The organism is Leifsonia sp. PS1209 (assembly GCF_012317045.1).
GTDB lineage: Bacteria > Actinomycetota > Actinomycetes > Actinomycetales > Microbacteriaceae > Leifsonia.
The window spans coordinates 2,274,035-2,285,358 of sequence record NZ_CP051154.1; the positions used below are offsets into that span (position 1 = coordinate 2,274,035).

The window sequence follows — 11,324 nt, forward strand, 5'->3', positions numbered from 1 at the left end:
CCCTAGCCGCCGATCGCCGAGGTCACCGCGCTGAGCGCGGCAGGGATCGCGTCGACGTCCGTGCCTCCGCCCTGGGCGAGGTCGGGCTTGCCGCCTCCCCCGCCGCCGAGCACCCCGGATGCGGTCTTCGCGAGAGCACCGGCGTTGACGCCGGCGTCGCGCGCGCCCTGGTTGGTGGCGACGATCACGACCGGCTTGTCCGCCGCCCGCGCCGCGAGCGCGACGACGGCGGGGTCGGAGCCCAGGCGCTCGCGCACGGTGGTGGCGAGCAGTCGCAGGTCGTCCGCCGAGTTCAGCGTGCCTGCGTCGCTCGCGACGACCGTGACGGACCCGTGACGGGATGCGGACTCCAGCAGAGCGGGAACCTTGTCGAGCACGGCGCGCGCCTCGAACGCCGCGATGCGCTTCTCCGCGGCCTTCAGGTTGGCGAGGAGGTCGGCGATCTTCTCCGGCAGCTGCTCGCGCGGCGTCTTGAGCGACCCGGACAGCTGGGACACGATCGTGCGCTCGACCGCGAGGTCGCGGAACGCCTCCAGCCCGACGAGCGACTCGACGCGACGGTTCGTCGAACCGACGGACGACTCGCTGACCAGGTTGATCATCCCGATCTCCGCACTCGACATCACGTGCGTGCCCGCGCAGAGCTCGCGCGACCACGGGCCGCCGATGTCGACGACGCGCACGGTCTCGCCGTACTTCTCGCCGAACAGCGCCATCGCGCCGAGCGCCTTGGCCTCGGCGAGCGGCAGTTCGCGCGTGGTGACCTCGAGGTTGTCGCGGATCGCGTTGTTCGAGATCTCCTCGATCTCGCTGCGCGTCTCCGCCGACAGCGCCTGGTTCCAGGAGAAGTCGAGACGCAGATAGCCCGCCTTGTTGAACGAGCCGGACTGGTGCGCGTTGGAACCGAGCACCTGGCGGAGCGCCGCGTGGATGATGTGCGTTCCCGAGTGCGCCTGGCGCGCGCCGCGACGGTAGTCCTTGTCGACCAGCGATGTCGCCGGAGCACCGACGCCGACCTCTCCGCTGCGCACGAAGACCTTGTGGCTGATCAGCCCCTTGACCGGCTTCTGCACATCCAGCACCTCGAGCTCGTAGCCGGGGCCGACGATGGTTCCCGCGTCGGCGTCCTGACCGCCGGACTCCGCGTAGAGGGCGGTCGCGCCGAGGATGACCTCGCCGATCTGCCCCTCGGTCGCCTTGTTCACCGACGCGCCGTCGACGATCAGGCCCAGGATGCTCGACTCCGTCTCCAGCTCGGTGTACCCAGTGAAGACGGTCTCGCCCTGCGAGCGGAACGCGCTGTAGACGGAGAGGTCGGCCAGTGCCGTCTTCTTCGCCTTCGCGTCCGCCTTCGCGCGGGAGCGCTGGTCGGCCATCAGGCTGTCGAACGCCGCGCGGTCGACGCTGAGGCCGGCCTCCTCCGCCATTTCGAGCGTGAGGTCGATCGGGAAGCCGTACGTGTCGTGCAGCAGGAACGCGGTGTCGCCCGCCAGCTGCTCCTTGCCAGCGCGCTGCGTGTTCGCAACCGCGGTGTCCAGGATGCTCGTGCCCGCGACCAGCGTGCGGAGGAACGTCTCCTCCTCCGCGTACGCGAGCTGCGAGATGCGCGCGAAGTCCGCATCCACTTCCGGGTATGCGGCCTTCATCGCATCCCTGGACACGGTGAACAGCTCGGGGAAGGTGGGGTGGTCGACGCCGAGGAGGCGCATCGCACGCACGGTGCGGCGCAGCAGGCGGCGCAGGATATACCCGCGGCCTTCGTTCGACGGCGTCACGCCATCGGACATCAGCATCAGGGCGCTGCGCACGTGGTCGGCGATCACGCGCAGGCGCACGTCGTCGTCGTGGACGGCGCCGTACTCCTTGCCCGCGAGCTGGGCGGCACGGTCGAGCACAGGGCGTACCTGGTCGATCTCGTACATGTTCTCGACGCCCTGCTTGAGGAACGCGACGCGCTCGAGCCCCATGCCGGTGTCGATGTTCTTCTTCGGCAGGTCGCCGAGGATCTCGAAGTCGGACTTGCCGGTTCCCTCGCCGCGGAGGTACTGCATGAAGACCAGGTTCCAGATCTCCACATAGCGGTCGTCGTCCGTCGCAGGACCGCCGTCGATGCCGTACGCGGGGCCGCGGTCGAAGAAGATCTCCGAGCACGGGCCGGCCGGGCCCGGCTGACCGGTCGACCAGTAGTTCGTGTCCCTGCCGAGACCCTGGATGCGCTCATCCGGAAGCTGCGCGACACGCTTCCAGATCTCCCGCGCCTCGTCGTCCTCCTCGTAGACCGTGACCCAGAGGTCCTTCGGGTCGAAGCCGAGGCCGCCGTCGTCCTCGGGCGTGGTCAGGAGCTCCCAGGCGTACGTGATCGCCTGCTCCTTGAAGTAGTCGCCGAACGAGAAGTTGCCGCACATCTGGAAGAACGTGCCGTGCCGCGGGGTCTTGCCGACCTCGTCGATATCGAGCGTCCTGATGCACTTCTGCACGCTCGTCGCGCGCGGGAACGGCGCGGGGACGAGCCCGGTCAGGTATGGCACGAACGGCACCATGCCCGCCACCGTGAACAGCAACGACGGGTCGTCGCTGACGAGAGAGGCGGACGGGACGACGGTGTGACCGCGCGTGGCGAAGAAGTCGAGCCAGCGGCGGTGGATTTCAGCAGTCTGCATGGTTTCCGAGCGGTAGTGAGCGGTGGTACGGGGAGGGAGGGGTCAGTCGCCGTCGATGGCGGAGCGGATCTCCGCCTCGCGCTGGCGGTAGCCGTCGGAGACGGCCTCGCCGAAGTCGCGCGCCTTCTTGTCGATGCTGCTGAAGAACTGACGCCCCTGCGGGGTCTCGTTCACCTTGTGCGCGACGACGAACCCGATCGCGACGCCGACGACGAGCCACAGAAAACTCTTCATGTCCTGATTCTCCCTCGATGGATACGACGCGGGCGCCGACCTCCTGCCGGCGGTCTCCCGCGCGCCTCGGTCAGTTTAGTGCGTGGTGTTGCGGGAACGTCGAGAGCCCCGTGTCCAGCCGAACGCGGCTCTGACCGCTGCGCTGAACCCGGCGAGCTTGATCAGTGGGCCGCCGACCGTTGCGGCGAACAACGACACGAGGGCGGAGACGTTGCCCGTCACGTCCGCGACGTTCTTGGTGATGACGTCGACGCGCGCCAGCTGTTTGTTGGTCTCGTGGATGGTCGTCGCCGTCTCGTCGAGGATCGGCGTGATGCCGTCGCTCGCCTCTTTGATCGCATCCCTGGTTTGATCGAGCACGCGCCCGAACTTCACCAACGGGATCGCGATGAAACCCACGAGCACAGCGAAGACGCCCGCCGCGATCAGTCCTGCGATATCGCCACCGGACACGAGGCCACCTTCCATTCCGTCAACGGCATACGGATCAAGCGTAGTCCCAGCAGGGCCCGATGTGACCAGGGCCGTTCACGGTGCCTGGAACGACAGCAGGGGCCGTGGCTGATGCCACGACCCCTGCCGTTCTGAGCGCTGTGCTTAGCGAGCCGCGTAGTACTCGACGACGAGCTGGACTTCACACGTCACCGGGACCTCGGCGCGCTTCGGGCGACGCACGAGGCGCGCCTGCAGCTTGTCGAGCTCGACCTCGAGGTAGCCAGGGGTCTTCGGCAGGACGTCGACGTGTCCGCCGGCCGCTGCGACCTGGAACTGCTCCGTGCCCTCCGAGCGAGCCTTGACGTGGATCAGCTGACCCGGCTTCACGCGGAACGAGGGACGGTCGACGATCTGGCCGTCGACGAGGATGTGGCGGTGCACCACGAACTGACGCGCCTGTGCGGTCGTGCGGGCGAAGCCTGCACGGAGCACGAGGGAGTCGAGACGCATCTCGAGCAGCTCGACCAGGTTCTCACCGGTCAGGCCCTGCGTGCGACGAGCCTCTTCGAACGCGATCTTCAGCTGCTTCTCGCGGATGCCGTACTGGGCGCGCAGACGCTGCTTCTCGCGCAGACGAACGGCGTAGTCCGAGTCGGCCTTGCGCTTGGTGCGGCCGTGCTCGCCGGGGGCGTACGGGCGCTTCTCGAGGTACTTCGCTGCCTTCGGGGTCAGGGCGATGCCCAGCGACCGCGAGAGGCGGGTCTTGCTACGGGTACGTGACTTGGTAGACACGATTTCCTTTCGGTTGTCTCTCTAACAATGAACGCAGGCACACATGTTCGTCCTGCAAAAGTAGAGGGATGTGCCGGGGAGGCCCGGCTACAGGGCCTGTCCCTTCGAAGACGTTGCTCGACGCAGCCGCACGCGAGCACGCTTCTAGGCCAGAGAAGTCTAGCAGATCGCGGGTCAGCGCCCGCGCACGATCCTGCGCAGCTTCGCCAGCCGTGCGGACACGTCCCGCTCGTTGCCGTGCTCGGTCGGTGCGTAGTACGTCGCATCCCGGAGTTCGTCGGGGAGGTACTGCTGCTGCAGCACGCCGAGGGCGTCGTCGTGCGGGTACTTGTATCCCTTGCCGTGGCCGAGCCGCTTCGCGCCCGGGTAGTGCGCGTCGCGCAGATGCTTGGGCACGCGCCCGATGCGGCCGGCGCGCACGTCGGCGATCGCCGCATCCAGTGCCATGTACGCGGCGTTGGACTTCGGAGCCGTCGCCAGGTGCACGACAGCCTGCGCCAACGGGATGCGCCCCTCCGGCATCCCGATCAGCTGCACGGCGTCCGCCGCCGCCACCGCGACCACGAGCGCCTGCGGGTCTGCCAGGCCGATGTCCTCCGACGCCAGGATGATGATGCGCCTGGCGATGAAGCGCGGGTCCTCCCCCGCCTCGATCATGCGCGCGAGGTAGTGCAGGGAGGCGTCGACGTCCGAACCGCGCACCGACTTGATGAATGCGCTGATCACGTCGTAGTGCTCGTCGCCGTTCCTGTCGTAGCGCAGCAGAGCCCTGTCGACCGCCTGGGCGACGAGTTCGGCCGTGATCACCGGCTTCTTCTTCGACGTGGCCGGGGTCGACGACGCCGCGCTCACGGACGCGGCTTCGAGCGCGGTGAGCGCGCGTCGCGCATCCCCGGACGCCAGCCGGACGATCGCCGCCCGCGCCTCCGCGTCGAGCGTGTAGTGCCCGCCGAGACCGCGATCGTCGGCGACGGCCCTGTCGATGACCGTGCCGAGGTCGTCGTCGCTGAGAGTCTCCAGAGTCAGGAGGAGCGAACGGGACAGCAGCGGCGAGATGACGGAGAACGACGGGTTCTCGGTCGTGGCCGCCACGAGGATGACCCAGCCGTTCTCGACGCCGGGGAGCAGCGCATCCTGCTGCGCCTTGGTGAAGCGGTGGATCTCGTCCAGGAACAGCACGGTGGAGACGCCGTAGAGGTCGCGGGTGGAGAGCGCCTCGTCCATCACCAGGCGCACGTCTTTGACCCCGGCGGTCACCGCGGACAGTTCGACGAACCGGCGGCCGGACGAGTGTGCGATGGCCTGCGCCAGCGTGGTCTTGCCCGTGCCGGGAGGACCCCAGAGGATGACGGACACCGAGCCGGTCTCCCCGCTCTGGTCGGACGCCAGGCTGACCAGCGGCGATCCCGGGCGCAGCAGGTGCTTCTGCCCGGCCACCTCGTCGAGCGACTTCGGCCTCATCCGCACAGCGAGAGGCGTCGCTCCGGTGCGGAGCCCAGGTTGCACGTCGACCACCTGACCAGGCTAGTCGCTCCCACCGACACTCCCACCGACACTCCCGCCGCCGCTCCCCTGCCGCCGAACCTGGGAGCGGCGACTTTGCCGCTCAGAGGCGGGTCCAATAGGGTTCATCCTGATCCTCGGGCGTTGCGCGACGGGTCGAGTATTTCGCACGACGGCGCGCTCCGGAGGACACACGTGGCACCAAGCAAGCAGAACGACCGCGAAGCCAGGCAGGCACGGGAGCGGTTGCGCGCGTATCAGGCGCGGCAGACCGTCCACGAAAAGAAGGTCAAGCGGCGCGTCAGCGACAACTGGATCGCCGGCGTCGCCGTGCTGATCGTCGTCGTCCTCGCCATCGGAACGCAGCTCCTCTTCTTCGCGAAGCCCGGCACGCCGACCGCCTCCGGCTCCCCGTCGCCGTCCGCGTCCTCCGCCGCCCTCACGCTTCCGCCGAAGACGCTCGCCGAGGACCGCACCTGGACGGGCACGATGACGATCAACGGCATCCCGCTCGGCGTCGAGCTCGACGGCGCGAAGGCACCCCAGGCCGTCGCGTCGACCATCGCGCTCACCCAGAAGAAGTTCTACGACGGCCTCACCTGCCACCGCCTCACCAACGGCGGCTTCTACGTGCTGCAGTGCGGCGACCCGAAGGGCGACGGAAGCGGCGGCCCCGGATACTCGTACGGCCCGATCGAGAACGCGCCGAAGGACGACAAGTACCCGGCGGGCACGATCGCGATGGCCAGGCAGAGCAACAACGCCAGCAGCCAGGGAAGCCAGTTCTTCATCGTCTACAAGGACACGACGATCGGCTCGGACAGCGCGGGCGGATACACCGTGATCGGCAAAGTCACGAGCGGTCTCGACACCCTGATCTCGGACGTCGCCGACAAGGGAACGGCCAACGGACAATCCGACGGAAAGCCGGCGGTCGCCACGAAGATCGACAGCTTCACCGTGAAGTGACGCACGAGGGCGGGCCGACGGCTGCACGCCGCGCCCTCGTGCAATAGGCTATTTCGCAACCGTGGGGCGTTCTGCGCCCGCACCGCACATCAGCAAGGTGAGGCTCTTGGCTACAACTGATCAGCAACCGTGGGGTCGTGTCGATGAGACCGGCACCGTCTTCGTCCGCGAGGGTGAGAGCGAGCGGGCCGTCGGCCAGTACCCCGACGGAACTCCCGAGGAGGCGCTCGCGTACTTCGAGCGCAAGTTCACCGACCTCGCCGGTCAGGTGACGCTCCTCGAGCAGCGCGCCCGTCGCGGAGCCCCGGCCTCCGACATCGCCAAGGCCGTCGCGACCCTCCGCACCACCATCGACGGTGCGAACGCCGTCGGAGACCTCGCCTCCCTCGCCACCCGGCTGGATGCGCTCGGCGGCACCGTCGAAGAGCTCACCGAGCAGCAGACCGCAGAGGCCAAGGCCGCTGTCGAGCAGGCCGTCGCGGAGCGCACCGCCATCGTCGAGGAGGCAGAAGCCCTCGCCGCCGAAGATCCGGCCCGTACGCAGTGGAAGCAGACGACGGCAGCACTGGATGCACTGTTCGCCCGCTGGCAGAGCCACCAGCACGACGGTCCCCGCATCCCCAAGAACGAGGCCAACGAGCTGTGGAAGCGGTTCCGCGCCGCCCGCTCCACCATCGAGCACAACCGCAAGGCCTTCTTCGCCGAGCTGGACAACCAGCACCGCGACGTGCGTGCCCGCAAGACGGCGCTCATCGAGCAGGCGGAGGCGCTCATCCCGCGCGGTGCCGACGGCGTGCCGGAGTACCGCCAGCTGCTCGACCAGTGGAAGCTCGCCGGTCGTGCAGGCAAGCGCAACGACGACGCGCTGTGGGCGCGCTTCAAGGCGGCCGGCGACGCCATCTACTCCGCGAAGGCGGAAGTGGATGCGCGCGACAACGTCGAGTACGAAGCCAACCTCCAGCTCAAGCTGGCCCTCCTCGACGAGGCGGAGCCGCTGCTGAAGGCCACGAACCGCGAGTCCGCCCGCAACGCACTGGTCTCCATCCAGCAGCGCTGGGACGAGATCGGCCGCGTGCCGCGCGAGCAGGTGCGTCCGATCGAAGACCGTCTGCGCAAGGTCGAGGCCGCCGTCCGCAAGCTGGACGAAGAGCACTGGGAGAAGAACAACCCGGAGAAGAAGGCCCGCTCCGAGGGTCTGGCGAGCCAGCTCAACGCCGCCATCGCCAAGCTCGAGCAGGAGCTCGACGACGCGAAGGCGAGCGGCGACGCACGCAAGGTGAAGGAAGCGCAGGAGGCGCTCGACGCCAGGAAGATCTGGCTCGACGCCCTCGGCTAATCCGCCGAGTTCTTCACAGGCCGCCGAATCTGCACAGATTCGGCGGCCTGAGTCTTTTCCGCGTCCCTCCACCGCACAGTGGATGCATGACAGCACTCCTCCCCCGCCTCCTCGGTCCCGACGTCCTCCCTCTCGCCGAACTGATGGCGCTCTGCCTCGACGGCCAGCTCTACCGGGTGGGCGATTCGTTCGCCACGCTCGACACTCCGGAGTCCGCGGAGCTGCGCGCCCACGCGTTCACCGCGCAAGCCCCGCCGTACGTGATCGCCGACAGGGGCACGGCGGCGTGGATCCACGGGGCGCGCGCCTCTCCGCCCGCCCGCCTGCAGGTGTGCGTCGACACGCGCAACCGCGGAGGGCGCATCCCGACGGAATTCGACAGCAGGCAGTCGACGTTCGCGCGCGGCGACGTTGAGCGCGTCGGCGCTGCGCGGGTCACGTCACCGGAGCGCACGGCGCTCGACCTGATCTGCGCCGACGGACGGTTCCCGCCAGACACCGCAGCGCAGGTGCGCCACCTGCTCGGCATCTCCGGCGTCTCCGTGGCCGCCCTCCGCTCCCGGATGCGCGCATCACCGCGCTGGGGCGCCCGCCGCTCCCTGGCGCGCGTCGACCGCCTCACCGCCCTGGCCGAGTTCGCCGTGCGGCCTCGGCGTCGTGCCCAGACGGCTCCGACGGCCCAGACAGCCCTGACCGCTCCGCGTCTCGCGGTCAGCCCGCGCTGACCCGGTAGACGTCGTAGACGGCGTCGATGCGTCGCACGGCGTTCAGCACCCGGTCGAGGTGGGTGGTGTCACCCATCTCGAACACGAACCTGCTGAGCGCGAGGCGGTTGCTCGACGTCGTCACCGTCGCAGAAAGGATGTTCACATGATGCTCGGACAGCACGCGCGTCACATCGGAGAGCAGGCCGGACCGGTCGAGCGCCTCGACCTGGATCTGCACCAGGAACACGCTCTTCGAGCTCGGCGCCCACTCCACGTCGATCATGCGGTCGGGTTCCTGCATCAGCGACTGCACGTTGTGGCAGTTCGACTGGTGCACGGAGACGCCGGCTCCCCTGGTGATGAATCCGACGATCGGATCGCCGGGCACCGGGGTGCAGCACTTGGCCAGCTTGACCAGGATGTCCGGTGCGCCGCGCACGAGCACGCCGGAGTCGCTGTCGCGCAGCTTCCGCGAACGCCCCTTGACGGGCAGGTCGATGTCGCCGGCGTCGGACTCCGCCTCGGTCTGCACGGAGGCGACGATCTTCTCGATCACCGACTGCGTGGAGACGTGCCCCTCGCCGACGGCCGCGTACAGCGACGAGACGTCGTCGTACTTGAGCAGCGAGGCCACCTCGATCAGCGAGTCCTGCGACATCAGCTTCTGCAGGGGCAGGTTCTGCTTGCGCATGGCTCGCGCGATCGCGTCCTTGCCCTGCTCGATCGCCTCGTCGCGGCGCTCCTTGGTGAACCACTGACGGATCTTGTTCCGCGCCCGAGGGCTCTTGACGAAGTTCAGCCAGTCCTGACTCGGACCGGAGTCGGGGTTCTTCGAGGTGAAGACCTCGACCACATCGCCGGTCGTCAGCGAGCTCTCCAGCGGCACCAGGCGGCCGTTGACCTTCGCACCCATCGTGCGGTGACCCACCTCGGTGTGCACGGCGTACGCGAAGTCCACCGGGGTCGCACCGGCCGGGAGACCGATCACGCGCCCCTTGGGCGTGAAGACGTAGACCTCTTTGGCGCCGATCTCGAAGCGCAGGGAGTCGAGGAACTCGCTCGGGTCCGCGGTCTCCGCCTGCCAGTCCGAGATGTGGGCGAGCCAGGCGAGGTCGGTCTCCGAGCGGGCCGGCCCCCCGGCGCTCTTGCCGGTGGTCTGCTCCTTGTACTTCCAGTGCGCAGCCACACCGAGCTCCGCGCGCTGGTGCATCTCCTCCGTGCGGATCTGGATCTCCACGGGACGGCCCTCCGGACCGACGACCGTGGTGTGCAGCGACTGGTACAGGTTGAACTTGGGGGTGGCGATGTAGTCCTTGAACCGGCCGGGCATCGGCGTCCACCTGGCGTGGATCTGGCCGAGCACCGCGTAACAGTCGCGCACCGAGTTGACCAGGATGCGGATGCCGACCAGGTCGTAGATCTCGTCGAACTCGCGGCCCCTGACCACCATCTTCTGGTAGATCGAGTAGTACTGCTTCGGGCGGCCGACCACCTTGCCGCGGATCTTGGCGGCCTTCAGGTCGTCGTTGATCGCGTCGATGACCTGCTGCACCAGGCGCTCGCGCTCCGGCGTGCGCTGACGCACCAGGCTCTCGATCTCGGCGTACAGCTTCGGGTAGAGCACCGCGAACGACAGGTCCTCGAGCTCCCACTTGATCGTCTGGATTCCGAGGCGGTGCGCCAGCGGAGCATAGATCTCCAGCGTCTCCGTCGCCTTGCGGGTGGCGGAGGCGGCGGGCACGAAGCCCCAGGTGCGCGCGTTGTGCAGGCGGTCTGCCAGCTTGATGATCAGCACGCGGATGTCCTTCGACATCGCGACGATCATCTTGCGGACGGTCTCGGCCTGGGCGCTGTCGCCGTACTTGACCTTGTCGAGCTTGGTGACGCCGTCGACCAGCATCGCGATCTCGTCGCCGAACGCATCCCGCAGTTCGTCGAGCGTGTACTCGGTGTCTTCCACCGTGTCGTGCAAGAGCGCGGCGGCGATCGTCTTAGCTCCGATGCCGAGGTCGGCGAGGATCTGCGCGACAGCGACGGGATGCGTGATGTACGGCTCGCCGGACCGGCGCTTCTGGCCGGAGTGGGCGCGCTCCGCCACGGCGTACGCGCGCTCGATCAGCGAGAGGTCGGCCTTCGGGTGGTGCAGGCGCACCGTGCGGATCAGGGTGTCGACCGCGCCAGCGGGCTGAGCGCGGGAGAAGATGCGGGGAACGAGACGGCGCAGCGAAGCGGCCTGTGGTGTCGAAGTATCAACCATGTGCGCGCCTCCTGTCGTCCATTATCGCCGTCCTCGCACCCTGTTCTGACACAGGGCGGATTCCGGCGGTCAGGCGACCGCCCCCGGCGAGCCGTCGTCGCGCACTACGGGCGCTCCGCTCGCCTGCCAGGCGTACATCCCGCCGGCGACGTTGGCCGTCGGATAGTCCGCACGGTTCAACGCATCGGTCGCGAGCCGCGACCGGCCTCCGGAGAGGCAGACCACCAGGATCTGCTGATCCTCCGGCAGCTCGTGCTGGCGCGACTCGATCTCGTACAGCGGGATGTGGTGAGCGGCGGGTGCGTGCCCGGCCTCCCACTCGTGCGCCTCACGGACATCGAGCAGCCAGGCCGAACCCGACTCGACGAGCTCGTGCGCGCGCTCGGCGCTCACCTCGTCTTCCGACAGATAAGAACCGCTCACGCTCTCCT

The 11,324-nt window shown here is 68.5% G+C and carries 10 protein-coding genes; 3 read left to right on the plus strand and 7 right to left on the minus strand.

Going from position 1 to position 11,324, the window contains the following annotated elements:
- Positions 1 to 2: 2 nt before the first annotated feature.
- The 5 genes from alaS to HF024_RS10870 form a co-directional block, all read right to left on the minus strand.
- Entirely contained in the window at positions 3 to 2,660 is a 2,658-nt protein-coding gene (alaS, locus tag HF024_RS10850; RefSeq protein ID WP_085367755.1) for an alanine--tRNA ligase, read from the minus strand.
- A 42-nt stretch (positions 2,661 to 2,702) separates the two neighbouring features.
- Complete coding sequence (locus HF024_RS10855) at positions 2,703 to 2,894, minus strand: hypothetical protein (RefSeq protein ID WP_055894169.1); 192 nt, start codon at positions 2,892 to 2,894, stop codon at positions 2,703 to 2,705.
- A gap of 75 nt (positions 2,895 to 2,969) precedes the next feature.
- The gene (locus HF024_RS10860) at positions 2,970 to 3,347 is read right to left on the minus strand and encodes a DUF948 domain-containing protein (RefSeq protein WP_085367756.1); all 378 of its coding nucleotides are present in this window, start codon (positions 3,345 to 3,347) and stop codon (positions 2,970 to 2,972) included.
- Positions 3,348 to 3,491: 144 nt separating this feature from the next.
- Positions 3,492 to 4,121 (minus strand): 30S ribosomal protein S4, encoded by a 630-nt coding sequence (rpsD, locus tag HF024_RS10865; RefSeq protein WP_085367757.1) that lies wholly within the window; start codon positions 4,119 to 4,121, stop codon positions 3,492 to 3,494.
- A 174-nt stretch (positions 4,122 to 4,295) separates the two neighbouring features.
- The gene (locus tag HF024_RS10870; protein ID WP_085367758.1) at positions 4,296 to 5,636 is read right to left on the minus strand and encodes a replication-associated recombination protein A; all 1,341 of its coding nucleotides are present in this window, start codon (positions 5,634 to 5,636) and stop codon (positions 4,296 to 4,298) included.
- 183 nt (positions 5,637 to 5,819) lie between these two features.
- Between HF024_RS10870 and HF024_RS10875 the strand changes: the two genes are divergently transcribed.
- The 3 genes from HF024_RS10875 to HF024_RS10885 all read left to right on the plus strand — a co-directional run bounded on the left by HF024_RS10875 (position 5,820) and on the right by HF024_RS10885 (position 8,654).
- A complete protein-coding gene (locus HF024_RS10875; RefSeq protein ID WP_168689564.1) occupies positions 5,820 to 6,593 on the plus strand; it encodes a peptidylprolyl isomerase in 774 nt (257 codons plus the stop codon).
- A 106-nt stretch (positions 6,594 to 6,699) separates the two neighbouring features.
- Positions 6,700 to 7,929: a DUF349 domain-containing protein gene (locus tag HF024_RS10880; RefSeq protein WP_168689565.1), complete on the plus strand. Its 1,230-nt coding sequence runs from the start codon at positions 6,700 to 6,702 to the stop codon at positions 7,927 to 7,929.
- An 86-nt stretch (positions 7,930 to 8,015) separates the two neighbouring features.
- Positions 8,016 to 8,654, plus strand: a complete 639-nt coding sequence (locus HF024_RS10885) for a type IV toxin-antitoxin system AbiEi family antitoxin (protein WP_168689566.1) — start codon at positions 8,016 to 8,018, stop codon at positions 8,652 to 8,654.
- Here the strand turns inward: HF024_RS10885 and HF024_RS10890 are convergent.
- Positions 8,641 to 10,893, minus strand: a complete 2,253-nt coding sequence (locus tag HF024_RS10890; RefSeq protein ID WP_085367762.1) for a bifunctional (p)ppGpp synthetase/guanosine-3',5'-bis(diphosphate) 3'-pyrophosphohydrolase — start codon at positions 10,891 to 10,893, stop codon at positions 8,641 to 8,643. The two genes, HF024_RS10885 and HF024_RS10890, sit on opposite strands and share 14 nt — an antisense overlap.
- 69 nt (positions 10,894 to 10,962) lie before the next feature.
- Positions 10,963 to 11,316, minus strand: a complete 354-nt coding sequence (locus HF024_RS10895; RefSeq protein WP_085367763.1) for a rhodanese-like domain-containing protein — start codon at positions 11,314 to 11,316, stop codon at positions 10,963 to 10,965.
- Positions 11,317 to 11,324 lie beyond the last annotated feature (8 nt).

Excerpts from the sequence above, each read along its gene's own strand:
- alaS (WP_085367755.1), bottom strand. The coding sequence starts at position 2,660 with ATGCAGACTGCTGAAATCCACCGCCGCTGGCTCGACTTCTTCGCCACG.
- HF024_RS10855 (WP_055894169.1), bottom strand. The coding sequence starts at position 2,894 with ATGAAGAGTTTTCTGTGGCTCGTCGTCGGCGTCGCGATCGGGTTCGTC.
- HF024_RS10885 (WP_168689566.1), top strand. The coding sequence starts at position 8,016 with ATGACAGCACTCCTCCCCCGCCTCCTCGGTCCCGACGTCCTCCCTCTC.
- HF024_RS10890 (WP_085367762.1), bottom strand. The coding sequence starts at position 10,893 with ATGGTTGATACTTCGACACCACAGGCCGCTTCGCTGCGCCGTCTCGTT.